Annotated in this window: 15 protein-coding genes; 7 read left to right on the forward strand and 8 right to left on the reverse strand. The window is 61.0% G+C overall.

Annotated elements, in window-relative coordinates; all coding sequences use genetic code 11:
- Positions 1-85: 85 nt before the first annotated feature.
- Entirely contained in the window at positions 86-1,474 is a 1,389-nt protein-coding gene (locus FEE99_RS21700; protein WP_041477130.1) for a type VI secretion system Vgr family protein, read from the forward strand.
- 8 nt (positions 1,475-1,482) lie between these two features.
- Here FEE99_RS21700 and FEE99_RS21705 read toward each other — a convergent pair whose 3' ends face one another.
- Both FEE99_RS21705 and FEE99_RS21710 read right to left on the reverse strand, forming a co-directional pair.
- Positions 1,483-2,874, reverse strand: a complete 1,392-nt coding sequence (locus FEE99_RS21705; protein WP_041477132.1) for an FAD-dependent oxidoreductase — start codon at positions 2,872-2,874, stop codon at positions 1,483-1,485.
- 72 nt (positions 2,875-2,946) lie between these two features.
- Positions 2,947-4,272, reverse strand: coding sequence for an MFS transporter (locus FEE99_RS21710; RefSeq protein ID WP_041477133.1), 1,326 nt, complete (start codon positions 4,270-4,272; stop codon positions 2,947-2,949).
- A gap of 270 nt (positions 4,273-4,542) precedes the next feature.
- Here FEE99_RS21710 and FEE99_RS21715 point away from each other — a divergent pair, with 270 nt between their 5' ends.
- Complete coding sequence (locus tag FEE99_RS21715) at positions 4,543-5,415, forward strand: LysR family transcriptional regulator (RefSeq protein ID WP_041477135.1); 873 nt, start codon at positions 4,543-4,545, stop codon at positions 5,413-5,415.
- A gap of 139 nt (positions 5,416-5,554) precedes the next feature.
- Here the strand turns inward: FEE99_RS21715 and FEE99_RS21720 are convergent, their stop codons facing one another.
- The gene (locus FEE99_RS21720) at positions 5,555-6,421 is read right to left on the reverse strand and encodes a LysR substrate-binding domain-containing protein (RefSeq protein ID WP_041477136.1); all 867 of its coding nucleotides are present in this window, start codon (positions 6,419-6,421) and stop codon (positions 5,555-5,557) included.
- A gap of 113 nt (positions 6,422-6,534) precedes the next feature.
- Here FEE99_RS21720 and FEE99_RS21725 point away from each other — a divergent pair, with 113 nt between their 5' ends.
- Together FEE99_RS21725 and phnX are read left to right on the forward strand one after the other, a co-directional pair.
- Positions 6,535-7,644 carry a 2-aminoethylphosphonate--pyruvate transaminase gene (locus tag FEE99_RS21725; protein WP_041477138.1) on the forward strand — a complete coding sequence of 370 codons (1,110 nt, stop codon included), beginning with the start codon at positions 6,535-6,537 and terminating at the stop codon, positions 7,642-7,644.
- A gap of 142 nt (positions 7,645-7,786) precedes the next feature.
- Entirely contained in the window at positions 7,787-8,614 is an 828-nt protein-coding gene (gene phnX, locus FEE99_RS21730) for a phosphonoacetaldehyde hydrolase (protein ID WP_041477139.1), read from the forward strand.
- 87 nt (positions 8,615-8,701) lie between these two features.
- Here the strand turns inward: phnX and FEE99_RS21735 are convergent, their stop codons facing one another.
- The gene (locus FEE99_RS21735; RefSeq protein WP_143498023.1) at positions 8,702-9,043 is read right to left on the reverse strand and encodes a hypothetical protein; all 342 of its coding nucleotides are present in this window, start codon (positions 9,041-9,043) and stop codon (positions 8,702-8,704) included.
- Between the two features lie 10 nt (positions 9,044-9,053).
- On the opposite strand from FEE99_RS21735, the gene FEE99_RS21740 reads away from it, so the two are divergent.
- Positions 9,054-9,497 (forward strand): collagen-like protein, encoded by a 444-nt coding sequence (locus FEE99_RS21740; RefSeq protein WP_218186496.1) that lies wholly within the window; start codon positions 9,054-9,056, stop codon positions 9,495-9,497.
- Between the two features lie 141 nt (positions 9,498-9,638).
- Here the strand turns inward: FEE99_RS21740 and FEE99_RS21745 are convergent, their stop codons facing one another.
- Positions 9,639-10,562: a 1-aminocyclopropane-1-carboxylate deaminase/D-cysteine desulfhydrase gene (locus FEE99_RS21745; RefSeq protein WP_041477141.1), complete on the reverse strand. Its 924-nt coding sequence runs from the start codon at positions 10,560-10,562 to the stop codon at positions 9,639-9,641.
- 125 nt (positions 10,563-10,687) lie between these two features.
- A complete protein-coding gene (locus FEE99_RS21750; protein ID WP_041477143.1) occupies positions 10,688-12,727 on the reverse strand; it encodes an NADPH-dependent 2,4-dienoyl-CoA reductase in 2,040 nt (679 codons plus the stop codon).
- 208 nt (positions 12,728-12,935) lie between these two features.
- Between FEE99_RS21750 and FEE99_RS21755 the strand changes: the two genes are divergently transcribed.
- The gene (locus tag FEE99_RS21755; RefSeq protein WP_041477148.1) at positions 12,936-14,066 is read left to right on the forward strand and encodes a nitrilase-related carbon-nitrogen hydrolase; all 1,131 of its coding nucleotides are present in this window, start codon (positions 12,936-12,938) and stop codon (positions 14,064-14,066) included.
- A gap of 3 nt (positions 14,067-14,069) precedes the next feature.
- Positions 14,070-15,110 (forward strand): AraC family transcriptional regulator, encoded by a 1,041-nt coding sequence (locus tag FEE99_RS21760; RefSeq protein WP_041477150.1) that lies wholly within the window; start codon positions 14,070-14,072, stop codon positions 15,108-15,110.
- A 386-nt stretch (positions 15,111-15,496) separates the two neighbouring features.
- Here FEE99_RS21760 and FEE99_RS21765 read toward each other — a convergent pair whose 3' ends face one another.
- Together FEE99_RS21765 and FEE99_RS21770 are read right to left on the reverse strand one after the other, a co-directional pair.
- Positions 15,497-16,351 carry a DUF2242 domain-containing protein gene (locus tag FEE99_RS21765; protein ID WP_041477151.1) on the reverse strand — a complete coding sequence of 285 codons (855 nt, stop codon included), beginning with the start codon at positions 16,349-16,351 and terminating at the stop codon, positions 15,497-15,499.
- 1,082 nt (positions 16,352-17,433) lie between these two features.
- Positions 17,434-19,305, reverse strand: a complete 1,872-nt coding sequence (locus FEE99_RS21770; RefSeq protein WP_041477153.1) for a SurA N-terminal domain-containing protein — start codon at positions 19,303-19,305, stop codon at positions 17,434-17,436.
- Positions 19,306-19,447: the final 142 nt, after the last annotated feature.

Raw genomic sequence — 19,447 nt, forward strand, 5'->3', positions numbered from 1 at the left:
TTCTGAAAAGCGCCTTTGACATGACCATTCAGCCCGACGGTTTCGTACCCTTGAAACCCCGTATCGCCTGACAGGGCCTGCTCGAATGCTCAATGACAAGGAAAGTCCCTTCACCCTTACGCTGACCGACAGCGGATTGCGCCTGCCGGTGGTGCGTTTTCGCGGCGAGGAAGCGCTGAACCAGCCTTACCGTTTCGACATCGAACTGCTCGGACTGGCCCCGGCCATCGTCCCGGGATCCTTCCTGCACAGGCCAGCCTTTTTGCGGCTCAGTGAGCAGCACGGATTCCACGGCGTCATTTCCAGCGCCAGCTGCGAACATCGCGGGACGCATCGGGTCGGCTATCGACTGATTCTGGTGCCGCATCTGCAACAACTGGCGCAAACGCATAAGCGCCGCGTGTTTACTCACCTGAGTGTGCCGCAGATCATTCAACAACTGCTCGAAGAACATGCCCTGCCAGCGCACAGCTACCGCATTGAAATGAGCGTCGGTCACTACCCTGCAAGGGCGTTTTGCATTCAGTACGAAGAAAGCGATCTGGCACTGGTGCAGCGGCTATGCGAAGAAGAAGGCATCCACTATCACTTCGAACATGGGCCGGACGGACACGTCGTGGTGTTCGCTGACGACAGCCTGAGCCTGCCGCAGGAACCGGTTGAAATCCCTTTCAATGCTGATGAGCAACCACCGTCGCCCTGCGTCAGCGCGCTCTATCAACAGCATCGCGCGGCGCCTGTACCGATGCTGCATGCGGTGCGCAATCGCGGTCAGCCAACCGGCAATGCCGAAGCCGCCAACGAGGTCTCGACCGAGTTGCCGATGCCCGCGCGATCGCCGGAACGTCTGCACGCCGAACAACGCAGTCGACGTCATCTGCAACGCCAACGCTGCCAGTTGCGCTCCATTCACGGGCGCAGTGATTGCAGCGATTTGCTCAGTGGCCGACTGCTGCTTGTGGCCGACCACCCGATTCATCATTTCAATGAACAATGGCTGATCAGCGCGGTGCGCCACCACGGGCAGCACCCTTCGATCCTTGATCCGGCGCCAAGCGTTCAGCGTTATCACAACGACTTCACTGCGCAGCCCTGGTCGACCGATTTCCGTCCGCCACTCAAACAAACTCGCCCGAATATTGCCGGTTATCACTTGGCAAAAGTGGCGGGTTCGCCTGGGCAACCTGCGCAAGTGGACGAAAACGGCTGCCTCGCTGTAAGCCTGTGGCCGGCTGAGGATAAATCCGCCAGCGACGCCCTGTGGCTGCCGATCGCCATGAGCCGGTTCAGCGGCCCTGTCGCGGTCGATCAATTACCGCGCGCCGGCAGTGAAGTGTGGGTGAGTTTCCTCGACAGCGATCCGGACCGACCGATCCTGTGCCTCAGCCACGCACGCCAGCCGCCGGAGCGCGAATCAGAGCCCGTGCGCGACAGCCTGTTGCTCGACTGGCTGAGCCACCGCGCCGAGCATTGATCGGCGCCTCAGCCTTTGTCCGCCTTGCCCGCCGCCGCCGCGAACCTGGCCAGGCGCACGTCCAGATGCCGAGGCCGGTGCCCGTGATCTTCGGCGCGCTCCTTGCGGCGAATGGCGTTGCGCACCATCAGCGAGCCGAGGTAGCGGATCGGTTCCGGCGGGAAATAACCCAGCGGCCCGTTGACCAGCGGCGAACGGGTCCACGGGTTATCCAGGCCCTGCACCAGCGCGGCGAGAATCTGCCCGCCCATGTGACACGGGCCGACGCCGCTGCCGGAATAACCGAAGCCGTAAAACACGTTGCCCGCCGAGCTCATCTGGCCGAAGAACGGCAAACCGGTCACCGAACGATCCGACGGGCCGTTCCACGTCGCGTCGATTTTGACCTCGGCGAACGCCGGGAAAAAATCCGCGAGACTGCGCTTGAGCAATCCGGCATAAGGCGACGGCTGATCGAACACCGGCAGCATCCGCCCGCCATAGGCGAAGGTGTTGCCGCCCTTGCCGAGCATGATCCGGCCGTCCGGGGTGTTGTGGTAGTAATGCACGAAAATCCGCGAATCGAGGACGCTGACGCCGCTGGTCAAACCGATTTGCTGCAGCAGGTCCGGGCGCGGTTCGGTGATCAGCATGTCACTGGAAACAATCGCCACACTGCGCTCGAACTGAGGAAACGCGCGGGCCATCCATGCATTCATCGCCAGTACCACGCGGTCGGCGATGACCTTGCCGCCGGGCGTATGGATGCGTGCCGGGCGGCCCTCTTCCAGCCCAGTCATCGCCGTGCCTTCATGGACTTTCACGCCCAATTGCAGCGCCACCCGGCGCAGACCGCGCACCAGTTTGCCCGGTTGCACGCTGGCAGCCGCCGGGGAAAACCAGCCCTCCAGGTGTTTTGCTGAACCAGCCATGCGCTGCACATCGGCGAGCGGTCGCTGGCTGAACGAGTTGATGCCGTTACGCTCCAGCGCCGCGATCACCGCGTCAGTTGCGCCGACCTGGGCGCGATTGGTCGCGGTGTACAGCGTGCCGTCGAGGCGGTAGTCGGCATCGACGCCGTACTGCTCGCAGAACTCGCCGATCGCATGGATGCTGCGCTCGGATTCCTTGACCAGACGCACCGCCTCGTCGACGCCGAACAAGCGTTCCAGGGTGAAATATTTCGCCGACCACGACAGCGCACAGCCGCCATTGCGGCCACTGGCGCCGGCACCGCAGATGTCTGCTTCGATCAGCAGCACCTCCAGCTCCGGTTTTTGCTGCTTGAGCATGATCGCCGTCCACAATCCGGTGTAGCCGCCGCCAACGATGCACACATCCGTGCGCACCTCGCCTTGCAGCGGTGGACACTGCTCGGATGGGTCGGCCTGCAAGGCTTGCTCGAGCCAGAACGGTCGCATGGGAAATCTCCAGTCAGAAAGCCACGACGCAGCCTGCCGCGCACCGCGCAGCAGGCCACGGGGCGAAGGGTTTCAGGAACGCAGCGGTTTGACGCTCAGCGGGCAGTTGGGGATCGCCGCGCGCGGCTCCATCACGCCGACCGGCCGACTGTTCCAGTGCGGAATCAGCACCAGCGCCGAGAACAGCGCGCATCCGGCGAAGACGATAAACACCGTCACCGAGTCGAAGTAGCCCGGCAGCAAACCGCCGAGCACCGCGCCAACGGAGCCGCAGCCGTTGACGAAACCGGCGGCGGTGGCGCCGGCCTTGGCCTTGCCGAAATCGATGGCGGCCGCACCGCTGATCATCGAGTCCGGGCCGTACAACGTCAGGCCCATGACGAACAGCAACGCGACGACCAACAACACGCTGCCGGTGTTCAGCGCAGCCATGAACAGCGCCAGCGTTACGGTCAGCGCCAACAGACTCAGCACGCAGGCCGGCATGCGTCGGGCGCCGAAGAGTTTGTCCGAGGCCAGGCCGATCATGATCGGCCCGAGCAATCCGGCCAGTTCAAACGCGGTTGGAATGATCGCCGCGCCGACCTTGCCGACACTGGGCATCTGCTCGAAAACAATCACCGGACCCCACAACAGAATCGCGTAGCGCGCCGGTTTCAGCAGGAAATACGCCAGGCCCAGCACCAGCACCGTGCGGTTGCGCAGGATTTCCTTCAACGGCTCCCACATGCTGAGTTTGCTGTTGGCTGCGGTTTCTTCGGCGGTCAGTTCCGGCTCGGGCTCCACCGCCGGCAAGCCGACGTCTTCCGGTTTGTTGCGCTGGAAGATAAAGAACAGCACGGCGACCACCGCGACCACCGCCGCGCTGGAAATGAATGCCGCGTGCCAGGTGCCGACCAGCGTGTAGGCCCACCAGCCGGCGAACGGCGAGGCGACCAGGCCACCAAACGCGTAACAGGAACTCCACAAGCCGAGCACGCGCCCGCGCTGCTCTGACGGGAAGAAGCTGCCAAGGTTTTTACACAGCCCGGACCAGCCAGTGGACTGCGCCAGACCTTGAATCAACATGCACGTGGCGAAGATCGGCAATGTAGCGAAACTGCCCATCACCAGCGCCGCAGCGGCGGATATCAGCAAACCGCCAAGCACTACAACTCGCGGGCCAAAGCGATCGGCGAGCATGCCCCAGGTGAACTGTCCGAGGGCATACGCCGCCAGATAGATCGCGTCGAGGTTGGCCATGGCCATTTTGTCGAGGGTGAAATCAGGGTCTTCGGCGATGCCCAGTTTGGCCACCGAAAATGCTTTGCGGGTGAAGTAGAACGCGGCGTACGCGAGCCAGGTAATAGCGAAGATCTGCACGCGCCAACGCGCCAGGGTGCCGATGTGCTTGTTCATGGTGGTTCTGACCTCAGGGTGTGAGTGTGCCGGCAGAATCGTTAAGAAAAACGCCTGTGTTTTTTATTGTTGAGCACTGCGATACCGCCCCTTCCCTTCGGCGATAACGGTCAGATGAGTCTGCTGTTGCACGCACAGGCTCATGGGCCGGCGCCGCTGCTCGACCGAGCAGTCAGCGATGGCGTGAGCCGATCAAAGCAATTACTGTTTAATAAATAAAATCGATTTATCGTATTTCACAAATAAGCTGAGCTTGTTACTGGAGCCACCATGTCTGTCTCTCACGCCCAACTCAAAGCGTTCCACGCGGTGGCCGTCCATGGCAGCTTCACCCGCGCCGCCGAGCGGCTTTATCTGACGCAACCGGCGATTTCCGACCAGGTACGCAAACTCGAAGAACGCTTCGGCGTGCTGCTGTTTCACCGCAATAAACGTTCCGTACGCCTGACCGATCTCGGCGAGCGCCTGCTGGCGATCACCCAGCGCCTGTTCGTGATCGAAGCCGAAGCGCAGGAATTGCTGCAGGAATCCCAGGCCCTGCAGACCGGCAGCCTGATTCTCGCGGTGGACGCGCCGATCCACGTGTTGCCGCAGATCGCGCGGTTCTGCGAGCGCTACCCGGGCATCAGCGTGAAAATCGAGACCGGCAATACCGATGAATCGCTGTTTCGCCTGTTCAACTATCAGGCCGATCTGGCGCTGCTCGGCCGCGACGTAACCGATGAACGCTTGCTGTGTGTGCCGTTGCGCAACGATCCGATGGTGGCGTTCGTTTCGCGCAATCATCCGTGGGCCGCGCGCGAATCGATCTGTCTGGCCGATCTGGATGACACGCCACTGGTGCTGCGTGAGATCGGTTCAGTAACCCGGCAGACCCTGGAAGAGGAAATGGCCCGCGCAGGTTTGCGCATCCGCCCGGCGATTCAGGTTGAAGGCCGGGAAGCGGCGCGCGAAGCCGTGGTGGTGGGGATCGGGGTTGGTGTGGTTTCAGCGGCGGAGTTCGGCGCCGACTCACGGGTCTGCGCGTTGCCGATCACCGATTGCACGAGGCGCCTGACCGAAACCCTGGTGTGTTTGCGCGAACAGAGTTCGCGGCGGGTGGTGGCGACGTTTCTCGATATGGTTCGCGAGAGCCTTGTGTAAGCAGCACTGGCCCCTTCGCGAGCAGTCCTGATCGTTCCCACGCTCTGCGTGGGAATGCCTCAACGGACGCTCCGCGTTCGGCTGTTGGATGGGACGCAGAGCGTCCCGGGCTGCGTTCCCACGCAGAGCGTGGGAACGATCACGGTGCGGCTGGCGCCAGATCAAAAAACGCCTGAATCAAGCGCAACTCGCGCCGGCGCTCCATGCAGCCAATCATGTGCCGGTTCATCAGCCCTTCCCCGGCAATCGGGATCGCCACCACGCGCGGGTCATGACTGACCTCCACCGATGACACCACACCGACCCCCAACTCGGCCGCGACCGCTTCGGTCACCGCCTCGCGACTGTCCAGCTCCAGCAACACCCGCGGCTGAATCGACGCCTGCATACACGCCTGGTCAAACGTGCGCCGGGTAATCGAACTTGGCTCGCGCAGGACCATGATCACTTGGTCCAGCTCCTTGAGTTTCACGTCAGCGGAGCGATTCACCCAGCGATGCCCCGCCGGTACCAACGCGCAGATCCGCGATTCGCTCAGCGCTTGCAGATGCAGACCCTTGCGCGGCTCGACCTCGGTCAGCACCGCGACATCGGCGTGCTCCGACAACAGCGCCGCCAGGGTTTCCTGCGCGTTGCCCAGACGCAGGTTCACGGTGATCCCCGGATAGCGCGCGCGCAGGTTTGCCAGCATCGGCATGACCATGTGCGGCCCATCCGCCGCCACCTCCAGACGCCCGGTCAACAATTGCCGATTGGCCTCGAGCAGCGTCTGCGCTTCTTCCGCCAGACCGAACATGGCGCGGGTGATCGCCGCCAGTTTGGTGCCCTCCTCGGTCAGTTCCACCCGTCGCGCGGTGCGCCGCAGCAAGGTGATCTGGTAGCGCTCTTCCAGTGCCTTGATGTGTCCGGTGACCGCCGGCTGGCTGATGAACAACCGCGCAGCCGCGCGGGTGAAGCTGCCTTCGCGGGCCACGGCATCGAAGGCGCGCAGCTGAAACAGATTCATGGATAACCCTCACTGATGGCTGGCATAACAACAAACAATTTGATTGATGCAGCGGCGAATTGCAACGTAGGCCCCGTAGCTTCATCCCACAGCGTTTTCGCGAGGACACACGAATGAGTACCGCCGCACCGATTCTGCTCACTCCCGGCCCGTTGACCACTTCGGCCCGCACCCGCCAGGCCATGATGGTCGACTGGGGTTCGTGGGATGACCGCTTCAACCAGCTGACCGCCAGCCTGTGCGAGCAATTGCTGGCCATCCTCAACGGCGCCGCCAGCCACCATTGCGTACCGTTACAGGGCAGCGGCACGTTCGCCGTCGAAGCGGCGATCGGCACGTTGGTACCGCGTGATGGCAAAATCCTCGTGCTGATCAACGGCGCTTACGGCAAACGGCTGGCGAAGATCTGCGAAGTGCTCGGCCGCTCGTTCAGCACCTTCGAAACCGCCGAAGACGAACCGACCACCGCCGCCGACGTCGACCGTTTGCTGCGCGCCGACGCTGACATCACCCACGTGGCGCTGATCCACTGCGAAACCAGCACCGGCATTCTCAATCCGCTGGCAGAAATCGCCGAGGTCGTCGCGCAACACGGCAAACGTCTGATCATCGACGCCATGAGCTCATTCGGCGCGTTGCCGGTGGATGCGCAAAAAGTACCGTTCGACGCGCTGATCGCCGCCTCCGGCAAATGCCTGGAAGGCGTACCGGGTATGGGTTTTGTCTTCGCCCGCAAGGAATCGCTGGCCGCCGCGGCTGGCAACTCGCACTCGCTGGCGATGGACCTGTACGACCAGCACGCCTACATGATGAAAACCGGGCAATGGCGCTTCACCCCGCCCACCCATGTGGTCGCGGCGCTGCACGAAGCGTTGCTGCAATACCGCGAAGAAGGCGGTCTGCCGGCGCGGCATGCGCGTTATGCCGCCAACTGTCAGGCGCTGATGGAAGAGATGAACAAGCTCGGCTTGCGCAGCTTCCTGCCGGCGGCGATTCAGGCGCCGATCATCGCCACTTTCCATGCCCCGCAGGATCCGCGTTACCAGTTCAAGGACTTCTATGAGCGGGTCAAGGCCAAGGGTTACATCCTCTACCCCGGCAAGCTGACCCAGGTCGAAACTTTCCGCGTCGGCTGCATCGGCCACGTCACCCCGGACGAAATGCGCCAGGCCGTGGCAGCAGTGGGTGAAGTGCTGCGCGAGATGGAAGTGCTCGACATCTGAGCCTCACCAAAAATCCCCTGTGGGAGCGAGCCTCCTCGCGAAAGCGTCGTCCCAGGCGACACATACGCTGATGTCAGACCGCTTTCGCGAGCAGGCTCGCTCCCACATTTTGATCTCATTTTCAAATCAGGAATTGATTGCCATGAACTACACCAATCCAAGCAAGCTGCAAGCCGCGATCCTCGACTGGGCCGGTACCGTGGTCGATTTCGGCTCGTTCGCGCCGACGCAGATCTTCGTCGAAGCCTTCGCCGAGTTCGATGTGCAGGTGTCGATTGAAGAGGCCCGTGGGCCGATGGGCATGGGCAAGTGGGATCACATCCGCACCCTCTGCGATCAGCCGCAAGTGGCCGAGCGTTATCGCAAGGTATTCGGTCGCACGCCGACCGACGATGACGTCACCGCTATCTACAACCGCTTCATGCCGTTGCAGATCGAGAAAATCGCCGAGCACTCGGCACTGATTCCCGGCGCGCTGGACGCCATCGCCCAACTGCGCGCGCAAGGGATCAAGATCGGTTCCTGCTCCGGCTACCCGAAAGCGGTGATGGACAAAGTTGTCGAACTCGCCGCCAGCAACGGCTACGTCGCCGACCACGTGGTCGCCACCGACGAAGTGCCAAACGGTCGTCCATGGCCGGCGCAAGCGTTGGCCAACGTGATCGCTCTGGGTATCGACGATGTTGCAGCGTGCGTGAAGATCGACGACACCGTGCCGGGCATTCTCGAAGGTCGCCGGGCCGGCATGTGGACGGTTGCGCTGATTTGCTCGGGCAACGCGCTGGGTCTGGATTATGAGGGTTTCCGCGCGCTGGGCAGCGACGAACTGGCCAGCGAGCGCAAGCGCATCCACGCGCTGTTTGAAAGCTCGCGCCCGCATTACATGATCGACACCATCAGCGATCTGCCGGAAGTGATCGCCGACATCAACAAGCGTCTGGCCAACGGTGAGATGCCGCAAAACGCCTGAGGCCAATAACCGGAACACCGCTGATCCATGACAATCAGCGGTGTTTTTTTTGCACTGTCTTAAATAAATATATTGCCCGGTTATTACTTACTCTGAAACAAGATTGCCCTCTGCGTCGTACGCACTACCATCGGGATGTTTAACACTTCCGTCAGGCAACTGTTCAGTTCCATCTTCCCAGACAATACGGCCATCCGGATATTCAACGGTATTATCAGACCACACGATTCGCCCGTCCGGATACTCTACCCGGCCGTCGTCATATTGAATGATGCCGTCGGGACGCTTGATCGAAGTCTTATCAACGTCAACTACGCTACCGTCAGGCAGTGTGGTCGAACCATCGACATTGACGGTCGCACCGAGTGTTTGAATCAGCGTAATCAAGGCCACCGGATCGATGTTGATGTTAAGGGTCGGCCATGGCATTGGCGGACGCTTGGTATCGACCGGCGCTACTGGTTTGGTTGGCGCTACTGGTTTGGTTGGCGCTACCGGTTTGGTCGGCGCCACTGGTTTGGTCGGTGCTACTGGCTTGGTTGGCGCCACTGGCTTGGTCGGCGCTACCGGTTTGGTTGGTGCTACTGGTTTGGTCGGTGCTACTGGTTTGGTCGGCGCTACCGGTTTGGTCGGTGCTACTGGTTTGGTCGGTGCTACTGGTTTGGTCGGTGCCACTGGTTTGGTCGGTGCTACGGGTTTGGTCGGCGCCACTGGCTTTGGTGTAGTGGTAGTGGTAGTGGGGCGAGGCTTGGAGATCGGACTTTTCATATTCACACTCAAATTTACAAATATAATTATGATCTTTAATAACAAACTAAAGAGCCGAACCAACAATAATCACGCACAACAAACTATTCAAATCAAAAGAACCTACAAGATATAAGCAACATAGAGTTACGCCCACAGATCAACGCACACCAACAACTTTAAATAAGCAGAAATAATAAACCGTACAAACAAGACTTTTGTGTGTTGCAAATATCATTACGCCGAAACGCTGGCATGTACTGATCGCGTCCATCGGCTATGTCATTGCAAATCCGCGTCGCCCCTGCAAGCCCCCCGTGTGGATAAAGATCAGACGCGTGCCGATGGCAAATTCGCCTGCTTCGACATGCTGCTTGAGCGCCAGCAAGGCCTTGCCGGTGTACAGCGGTTCCAAAGGGATGCCGCTGGTTTGCTCGGTCTGATCGATGAAGGTCAGCAACGCCTCGTCAACTTTGGCGAAACCACCACGGCTGGCGTCGATCAGTTGATAGTCCGCCGCAGGCTCGGTGGCGTGCGCGAGGATTGACTCGATGTTCGGCGCTACGCCGTGATCATCCGGTACCGCCAGAGCACCGTACACCGCGCGCTTGCCTTTCTCGGCGAGCGCCAGCCCGGCCAGTGTCGTGCCGGTGCCACAGGCCAGCCACCAGGCGTCGAAATCATCCCAGCCCAGCTTGGCCAATTGCTCTTCGGCTTGCTGCCTGATCGCTGCGCAACCCAGTGCGCCGGCCAGTCCACCACCGCCCTCGGGCACTGCACGCAGCGTCGGATATTGCGCTTGCCATGGCGTCCAGAATCCCGCTTCGTGCCGCGCGCGATAGCCGGCGTAACCCAGCCAATGCAACTGCATGTCAAACGCTTGCAGATCCCGCACTGTCGGCGTGTCCTGCGGGTGCCCGCGCAGAAGTCCCACGGTTTTGAAACCCAGCCGCTTGCCCGCCGCCGCCAGCGCATGCAGGTGATTGGAATGCGCACCGCCGAGGCTGATGATGCCCTCGGCGCCGGCACGCTCGGCGGCTTTGAGGTGTTCGACGAGTTTGAACCACTTGTTGCCGCTGATCAGCGGGTCGATGCGATCGAGGCGCAGGATCGCGACCTCGATGCCGGCAACTGCAAGCCAGTCCAGATGGAGCGGTTCGAGAGGGGCCGGGGGTAGCCAGTTGGGGGGAGGCAAAAGCATGGGCACTGCACAATCTGGAAAAGACCACATACTAGTAGGAGCTGCCGCAGGCTGCGATCTTTTGATCTTGCTTTTGAAATCAGGATCAACAGATCGCAGCCTTCGGCAGCCCCTACAGAATGTGTTTACAACTCAGCCGCCAGCCGCGAACCCTGATTGATCGCGCGCTTGGCGTCCAGCTCCGCCGCCACATCCGCGCCGCCGATCAAGTGCACGTTCTGCCCGGCTTCAACCAGCCCATCGTGCAACTCACGCAACGGATCCTGCCCCGCACAGATCACGATGTTGTCCACCGCCAGCAGTTGCGGCTCACCACTTTCGCCGATGCGAATGTGCAAGCCTTGGTCATCGATGCTCAGGTATTCGACGCTGTTGAGCATCTGCACCTGCTTGTTCTTCAGGCCGGTGCGATGAATCCAGCCGGTGGTTTTGCCCAGACCGTCGCCGACCTTGGTTTTCTTGCGCTGCAACAGGAACACCTCACGGGCCGGCGCATGCGGTGCCGCTTTGATTCCCGCCACACCACCACGGGCCTCCAGTTGCGTGTCGATGCCCCACTCTTTCCAGAACGCCGCGCGATCCAGACTGGTGGCTACGCCTTGATGAACGAGAAATTCCGAGACATCGAAACCGATCCCGCCAGCACCGATTACCGCGACACGCTTGCCGACCGGTTTGCGCTCGAGGATCACATCCAGATAACTCAGCACCTTGGCATTTTCGATGCCCGGAATCGCCGGCACGCGCGGGGCGATACCGGTGGCGAGAATGATTTCGTCGTAGCCGCCCTCAACCAACTTGGCCACGTCGACGCGGGTGTTCAGGCACACCTCGACATTCGTCGTTTGCAGCTTGCGGTTGAAGTAGCGCAGGGTTTCGAAAAACTCTTCCTTGCCCGGCACGCGCTTGGCAATGTTGAACTGGCCACCGATCTCACTGGCCGAATCGAATAACGTCACCTGATGACCGCGCTCGGCGGCCACGGTGGCGGCAGACAAGCCGGCAGGGCCGGCACCGACCACGGCGATTTTCTTGATCTGCTGCACCGGCAGGTAATTGAGTTCGGTTTCGTGGCAGGCGCGCGGGTTGACCAGGCAACTGGTGAGCTTGCCGCCAAAGGTGTGGTCGAGGCACGCCTGGTTGCAGCCGATGCAGGTGTTGATTTCGTCGGCGCGGCCTGCGGCGGCTTTGTTGACGAAGTCCGGATCGGCGAGGAATGGTCGGGCCATGGAGACCATGTCGGCATCGCCCTCGGCAAGAATCTGCTCGGCAATTTCCGGGGTATTGATGCGGTTGGTGGTGATCAGCGGGATGCTCACCGAGCCGCGCAACTTGGCCGTGACCTTGCTGAACGCTGCACGCGGAACCTTGGTGGCGATGGTCGGAATCCGTGCTTCGTGCCAGCCGATACCGGTGTTGATGATGGTCGCACCAGCCTGCTCGATGGCTTTGGCCAGCATGACGATTTCATCCCAGGTGCTGCCACCTTCGACCAGATCGAGCATCGACAGGCGGAAGATGATGATGAAATTCGGCCCGACCGCTTCGCGCACACGACGGACAATTTCTACCGGCAGGCGCATGCGGTTTTCGTAGCTGCCACCCCAGCGGTCGGTGCGGTGGTTGGTGTGCGCGGCGAGGAACTGGTTAATGAAGTAACCTTCCGAGCCCATGATCTCGACGCCGTCGTATTCGGCGGTTTGCGCCAATACCGAGCAGGTGACGAAATCACTGATCTGCTTTTCGATGCCCTCTTCGTCCAGCTCTTTGGGCTTGAACGGGTTGATCGGCGCCTGAATCGCGCTCGGTGCTACCTGTTTCGGGCTGTAGGCGTAACGCCCGGCGTGAAGAATCTGCATGCAGATCTTGCCACCCGCCTCGTGCACCGCGCGGGTGACGATGCGGTGCTTGAGCGCCTCTTCCTCAGTAGTGAGCTTGGCCGCGCCGGAATATACGCCGCCCTCGTCATTCGGGCCGATACCGCCAGTGACCATCAGGCCGACACCGCCACGGGCACGTTCGGCGAAGTACGCCGCCATGCGCTCGAAGCCACCCGGCTTTTCTTCAAGGCCAGTGTGCATCGAGCCCATCAGGGTACGGTTGCGCAGCGTGGTGAATCCCAGGTCCAGCGGGGCCAGCAGATGCGGGTAATGAGCGGCGGTCATCGGTAACTCCACAACGAGCGATCACGGAAAAATTGCGGGAGCTCTGCGTCCCCCGTCAGTCATGTTCGACAGACTAAGAGTCGCACCGCTGTCACTCAATGACCGTAACTGACAAGTTATTGATCCAAATGCGCAGCGCCCCTTGGCAACCCGGGCCATGGGCCCTACCCTAGTCGGCACATCCTGTACCCGGCTGTTGTTGGTTTTCATGCGCAAACTTCTGTATCTGTTTTTCTCCATGGCCCTCGTTGCCGCCCTGACCACCTACGCCATGTGGGCGGCAGACCGGCCGGCGGGACATTACCTGTCGGACCTGCGCATCAAGCTCGCCGTCAATCAGGGCACGCCCGGCGATCGTGGCAATCTGCTCGGCATCCAGCCCGAACTGTTCCCCACCGATTACCAAAGCTCCGCACGCCTGCACCGCAAACTCGCGGCGTATCTGCAGCAGGCGCGCGATCAGGGCTTGCTCAACGAAAAAACCGTGGTGGTGTTGCCCGAGCACGTCGGCACCTGGCTGATGGTCAGCGGCGAGAAAGACGAGTTGTATCAGGCGCCAACGCTGGCGGAGGCAATGAACTGGCTGGCGGCGAGCAATCCACTGCTGTTTGCCCGTGCCTGGCTGCGGGCCAAGGGCGAGCAACGCCTGGATGACGCTTATCTGCGGATGAAAGCGAAAGCCATGGCCAAGGATTACCAGGCGCTGTTCGGCGGTCTGGCCAAGGAGTTCCAGGTCACCCTGGTGGCCGGCTCCATCGTGCTGCCTGAGCCAAGCATCCGCGACGGCCGGCTCAAGCCCGGCAGCGGCGCCCTGTTCAACAGCAGCGTGGTGTTTGGTCGCGACGGCGTACCGTTGGGCCAGCCGCAACGGCAGATGCATCCGATCTTTGATCAGCAAGGTGTGATTCAGGCCGAAGACAAACACGCCATACAGGTCGTCGATACCCCGGCCGGACGCTTGGGCATCCTGATCGGCAGTGACAGCTGGTACCCCGGCAACTACCGCACCCTTGATGAGCAAGGCGCGCAACTGGTGGCCGTGCCGGCGCAGGTTATCGGCCAAGGCGCCTGGGACAAGCCATGGCGTGGCTACAAGGGTTCGAGCACGCCGGGCTCGGTCAGCCTCAAGCCCGGCGACCTCAGTGAAGGTCAGGCCTGGCACCGACTGACCCTCACCGCGCAACCGCCAAGCAGCCACGCGATTGCCGGCGTCAGTGTGTTCATGCGCGGGCAGTTCTGGGACAAGTCGAGTACCGGCACAAGCTTCCTCAGCAGCAACGGCCAGCAGTTCGCCGATGGCGAGGCCCGTGGTGCGCGCTTGCTGAACGTCTGGCTGTAAACCATGAAGCCGCAGCCGATGCGCCTCGGGGATCTGTCGGTGGGCTTCGTCCATAGTCTGGCCGACGCCGTGCGCAGCCACGACGTCGATCCGCTGCCTCTGCTTGAACAATATGGCCTTGATGCCGCGCGACTGGCCGAGGCCGGGGCGCGCTTGTCGATCCCGCGTTACATGCGCCTCGGCCATGCGGCGATTCAACTCACCGGCGACCCGGCCCTGGGCCTGCGCATGGGCCGAATGATCCGCTTGAATCAGGCCGGTCTGGCCGGCATCACTGCGGCGCAAGCGCCCACCGTGCGCGAGGCGGCCCGTTGCCTGACGCGCTTCGAGCCGCTTTACGGCTCGAACTATCGCGGGCAGTCCAGTTTTCATGAAGATGCCAACGGTGCCTGGTTGCGCTTCTATTCGATCAGCCCGTACAACGCCTATAACCGCTTCGTGGTCGACTCAATCCTCGCCGGCTGGCTGCATCAGTTGTCGAGCCTGTGCGGCGAAACGTTGCGCGCCGAGCGAATCGAAATCGAATTCGAAGCGCCGGATTACCGCGAAGCCTACACAATGCTCGGTGACTGCCCGATCCAGTTCAACGCCGAGCGCAACCAACTGCGCCTGAGCCTGAGCAGCCTCGCCCTGCGCAACCCTGAACATTGCCCGAGCACCTGGCGACATCTGCTGCAATTGTGCGAGCGGGAGCTGGAACAACTGACCCGCACCCGCAGCCTGCGCGAGCGCATCACTCAGTTGCTCGGCCCGCTGCTCAATGGCGGCCGCGAGCCGGATCTTGAAGAAGTCGCGGCACGCCTGAAACTGCCGACCTGGACCTTGCGGCGCAAGCTCACTGAGGAAGGCACGCAATTTCGCGCGATCCTCAATGACACACGCCGCGATTTGGCGATGACCTACATACGCGACACCGAACTGGCGTTCGGCGAAATCGCCTACCTGCTGGGCTTCGCCTCAGCTGAAGCCTTCCAACGCGCATTCAAGCGCTGGAGCGGGCAGACGCCCGGCGAATCCCGACGAAATTACCGCTCGGGAGTCTGAAGCTCAGAGTTCCGTCGCGTCGTCAGCCGGTTCTGGTTGATCCAGTTCAAAGGCCTGGTATTCAAGCAGTTCTTCCTGATACTCATCCATCGTATGAATCCCCCAACTGCTCGCTATGAAAATGGCCTGATCAATCGACCTGTGCCCCGAGCATAAAGTGCCCGTGTGAAGGAAAAGTGAAACGCGGCCTTCATGAATAAAACGTAGCAGGTGGTTGGGGATTTATCGCGGCGATGATGCCGCAGGTGTGTAACCAGATTTTAAGCCAACCCGAAAACCACTGTGGGAGCGAGCCTGCTCGCGAAGCGGTGTGTCAGTCTAATCATCTGTCGACTGATACACCGCTTCGCGAGCAGGCTCGCTCCCACAGGGTTTCGCTTGGTTTCTTATTGGCCCGAAGCCGGCATCGCCGGAATCGGCTCGGACGGTGGCGGAATATCCGGGTTGGTCGGCGGGGTGATGGTTTCGCTGGCCGGCGCTGGCTCTTCCACGGGCGCTGGCGCAGGCGTAATCGGTGTCGACTCCGCTGGCGGTACCACCGGCTCGGAGCTCACTGGCGCGGCTTCAACCGGGGCCGGTGCAGGTTCCGCAGCCGGCGCGGGGGCAGGTTCCGCTGCAGGTGTCGGCGCCAGAGGCGCAGGTGCAGGTGCCGCTTTTGGTTCTGGCACACCAAGATCGGCTTTCGGCTTTTCTTCGATGTGTGCAGCTTTCTTCGCATCGGCGGGCAGGAACTGCTCCACCAGCGTGAAGAAACGCTCGTAGAACTTCTGCGCAATGACCGTCTCACTGGCGACCTTGACCATCGAGTCGTCCGAGGAGCCGATCGGCATCGACACCGAGCCCAACACACCAACCCCGAGGCTGGCCGAGTTGTTGGTCTTCTTCAACGCATAACGGTCCTGCAAGGCGTTGGCGAACACCGTCGCATGATGCCCGGCGCTGCCATCTTCGGCGCAGACCACGTTGAAGCTGATCTCGAGGTGCGTCTCGCCGGTCTGCTGGAAGCTCTTGTGCCCGCTGACCAGTTTGGGATCACTGCTGGTAATGATGTAGCCCTGACTGAGCAACGCGCGCCGGGCCGCTTCGCAACTGGCGGTGTCGGTTACCGGGTAATTACGCGAAAAGGTGCCGGAGTCATCGAAGTTCTCATGCTCATAGATCGGCTTGTCCTTCGAACAACCGGCCACCGCAGTCAACAACAGCGCCAGCCCGACAACACGCATGGGAGTGGAAATCAACATTGAACATCCTGAGGGAAAACAGTCCGGGGCGTATTGTGCAACAGATCGTTGCCCCATGGCGCATGGAATAGTGTCAAGAATCGGTTACAACTTTACCGGTCATGGCCGTCAGGAAAAAGCCGCGTGGACAAATGATCGATCAACGCGCGCAATTTCGCTGTCGCCTGTCGGCTCGACGGCCATAACACCCTAACCGCCCGACCTGTTCTAAACCGCCAAGGGACGTTGTACATCCAAGAATCAGGTCGGCTGTCAGGCCGCCTTCGCGAGCAGGCTCGCTCCCACAGAAAGGCAAAAGCAAAAGATCGCAGCCTTCGGCAGCTCCTACACAATGAGCGCAAGCTCGAGTGCTTTTGATCTTGCTTTTGATCCACCGGCGACGTCGGAAGGCTGAGCGGATCGATCCCGCAGCGAAGGAACCCGAGCCTGCGAGGGCCGAACGTAGGAGCAAGCCTTTTCGGCGTTTGGAAAAGGTGACCCGCCGTAAGGGCGGAACCGTAATCAGCAACCCCGCAGCAACGGATATTCACCCAAACCACCCAGAGCATGGCCGGCCCAAAGGCCGCCACGCCCAAAAAACAAAAAAGCCCCGACCAACCAGGCCGGGGCTCGCTCCCACAGAAAAGCAAAAGCAAAAGATCGCAGCCTTCGGCAGCTCCTACACAATGAGCGCAAGCTCGAGTGCTTTTGATCCACCGGCGACGTCGGAAGGCTGAGCGGAGGGATTGATCCGGGCGTGGGAGCGCAGCGACCGTCTGGCGCAGCCAGACACAGCGGAAGGAGGTGCAGCGAAGCAAACCGGAGCCGCTGCGCCCGGATCGATCCCGCAGCGAAGGAACCCGAGCCTGCGAGGGCCGAACGTAGGAGCAAGCCTTTTTGGGTACTTTTTCGGCGTCTGGAAAAAGTGCCTCGCCGTAAGGGCGAAACCGCCAGCCGCCGCACCCGAAGAAACGGATATTCACCCAAACCACCCAGAGCATGGCCGGCCCAAAGACCGCCAAGCCACCAAAGGCCGCCAAGCCACCAAAAACAAAAAAGCCCCGACCATCAGGCCGGGGCTCCTTCAAACGTCAGTCAAAAGATCAGAACCGCTCGATCTTCGCCTCAGCTTCCAACTGCTTGCGATACGCCGCAAAGTCCTGCTGGCCCTCACGGGAAGCGAGGAAACGACGATATTGCGCTTTCTCTTCTTCCGTCGGTGCAGCTGCTTCATTGACGCCATTCAGACGCACAATCATCAGGCTGCCATCCGGCAAGGTAACGCTGGAGAACGTCGGCTTGTCCTTGGCAGCCGGCTTCGGCATACGGAACAGTGCCTGCAGCACAGCCGGATCAACCCCTTCCTGACCACGGGTGGCCGCTTCGGTGATCTTCCAGTTCTGACCGTCAATGGCCTTGTCCAGCGGCGCCTTGCCATCGCGCAGATCAGCGATCAGCTTCTCGGCACGGGTCTTGGCCTCGGCACTGGCGTGCTCCTTGGTCAACTGAGTGCGGATCGCCGCGCTCACGCTTTCCAGTGGCAATTGCGCAGGCTTGAGATGCTCCTTGGCCCGCAGCACGATCACGGTTTCCGGGTCCAGCTCGATGGCGGTGCTGTTGGCACCTTCATCAATCACTTCCGGACTGAACGCGGCAGTGACCACGGCACGGTTGGCGGCAACACCTTCGCCACCTTCACGGCCGAACGGTTTGGAAGTGCGCACGGTCAGTTTCAGATCCGCTGCTGGCTGCGCCAGGTCAGAGGCTTCGAACGCCGAGTCTTCCAGTTGCTTGGTCGCCTCAACAAAACGCTGCTCGACCTGAGCGGCTTTCAGCTCGCGGGTCAGCTTGTCTTTCAGGCTGGCCAGGGTCGGAACTTCAGGCGCTTCCACGCCCAACAGCTTGATCAGGTGATAACCGAAGTCGGTACGAATCGGCTCGGAAACCTGGTCTTTCGACAAGGAGTACAGCGCTTTTTCGAAAGCCGGGTCGTAAACGCCAGGACCGGCATAACCAAGGTCACCACCATTGTTGGCGGAACCCGGATCCTGCGAGAATTCCTTGGCCAACGCTTCGAACTTCTCGCCCTTGGCCAGACGCGCCTGGACTTCGTCGATCTTCGCCTTTGCCTGCGCTTCGGTAGTCTTGTCGTTCACTTCGATGAGGATGTGCGCGGCACGACGCTGTTCCGACAGGTTGGCGATCTCTTTCTGGTAAGCCGCCTCAAGATCTTCATCCTTGACCGCAACCTGATCGAAGAACGACGATTTCTTCAGCTCGACGTAATCGATGATCACCTGATCCGGCGTCATGAATTCCTTGGCGTGCTCGTCGTAGTAAGCCTTGACCTCGTCATCGGTCAGCTTGACCGCAGCCGGGTCGGCCTTGACGTTAAGAGTAGCGAAATCACGGGTCTGTTTTTCCAGACGGGCAAAAGCCAGCACTTCGGCGTCGGTGACGAAACCGCTGCCGGCAACACCAGCGCGCAACTGGCCGATAAGCATTTCCTGAGCCAGCATCTGACGGAACTGCATGCGGCTGTAGCCCAGTTGACGGATCACCTGGTCGAAGCGCTCGGAGCTGAACTTGCCGTCGACCTGGAATTCAGGCGTCTGCAGGATCACTTGATCCAGCGCGGCTTCGGAGAACGAGAACTTCGCCTGTTCGGCGCCTTGCAGCAGCAACTTGCGGTCGATCAGGCCTTTGAGCGCCGATTCGCGCAGCATTTTTTCGTCGAGCAAGGACGCATCGAAGTCCTTGCCCAGCTGTTGCATCAGCTGACGGCGTTGCATATCAACGGCCTGGCTCAGCTCGTTCTGGCTGATTTCGTCACCGTTGACCTTGGCCGCCTCGTTCTTGTGAGTCGTGGCCTGGAAAATGGCATCGAAACCGGTCAGGGCCATCAGTGCAACGATGACCCCGATAATGGTCTTGGCAATCCAGCCTTGTGAATTGTCCCTGATATTTTGCAGCATGCGTCCCCCAGAAACGGTTGAACTTCAATTTAGGCAACCGTGGAGCGTGGGTAGAATCCGGATAGAAGAAAGGCGCATCCGAGGATGCGCCTTCTCGTAACTGGCGGAGCGGACAGGGCTCGAACCCTCGATCCCGGCGTTA

Source organism: Pseudomonas sp. ef1, assembly GCF_007293365.2.
In the GTDB taxonomy this organism is placed as follows: domain Bacteria; phylum Pseudomonadota; class Gammaproteobacteria; order Pseudomonadales; family Pseudomonadaceae; genus Aquipseudomonas; species Aquipseudomonas siliginis.

Coding starts and splice junctions, on each gene's coding strand:
- FEE99_RS21760 (WP_041477150.1), top strand. CDS start 14,070: ATGAAGCCGCAGCCGATGCGCCTCGGGGATCTGTCGGTGGGCTTCGTC.
- FEE99_RS21715 (WP_041477135.1), top strand. CDS start 4,543: ATGTCTGTCTCTCACGCCCAACTCAAAGCGTTCCACGCGGTGGCCGTC.
- FEE99_RS21770 (WP_041477153.1), bottom strand. CDS start 19,305: ATGCTGCAAAATATCAGGGACAATTCACAAGGCTGGATTGCCAAGACC.
- FEE99_RS21750 (WP_041477143.1), bottom strand. CDS start 12,727: ATGACCGCCGCTCATTACCCGCATCTGCTGGCCCCGCTGGACCTGGGA.
- FEE99_RS21720 (WP_041477136.1), bottom strand. CDS start 6,421: ATGAATCTGTTTCAGCTGCGCGCCTTCGATGCCGTGGCCCGCGAAGGC.
- FEE99_RS21745 (WP_041477141.1), bottom strand. CDS start 10,562: ATGCTTTTGCCTCCCCCCAACTGGCTACCCCCGGCCCCTCTCGAACCG.
- FEE99_RS21700 (WP_041477130.1), top strand. CDS start 86: ATGCTCAATGACAAGGAAAGTCCCTTCACCCTTACGCTGACCGACAGC.
- phnX (WP_041477139.1), top strand. CDS start 7,787: ATGAACTACACCAATCCAAGCAAGCTGCAAGCCGCGATCCTCGACTGG.
- FEE99_RS21725 (WP_041477138.1), top strand. CDS start 6,535: ATGAGTACCGCCGCACCGATTCTGCTCACTCCCGGCCCGTTGACCACT.
- FEE99_RS21735 (WP_143498023.1), bottom strand. CDS start 9,043: ATGCCATGGCCGACCCTTAACATCAACATCGATCCGGTGGCCTTGATT.
- FEE99_RS21705 (WP_041477132.1), bottom strand. CDS start 2,874: ATGCGACCGTTCTGGCTCGAGCAAGCCTTGCAGGCCGACCCATCCGAG.
- FEE99_RS21755 (WP_041477148.1), top strand. CDS start 12,936: ATGCGCAAACTTCTGTATCTGTTTTTCTCCATGGCCCTCGTTGCCGCC.
- FEE99_RS21765 (WP_041477151.1), bottom strand. CDS start 16,351: ATGTTGATTTCCACTCCCATGCGTGTTGTCGGGCTGGCGCTGTTGTTG.
- FEE99_RS21710 (WP_041477133.1), bottom strand. CDS start 4,272: ATGAACAAGCACATCGGCACCCTGGCGCGTTGGCGCGTGCAGATCTTC.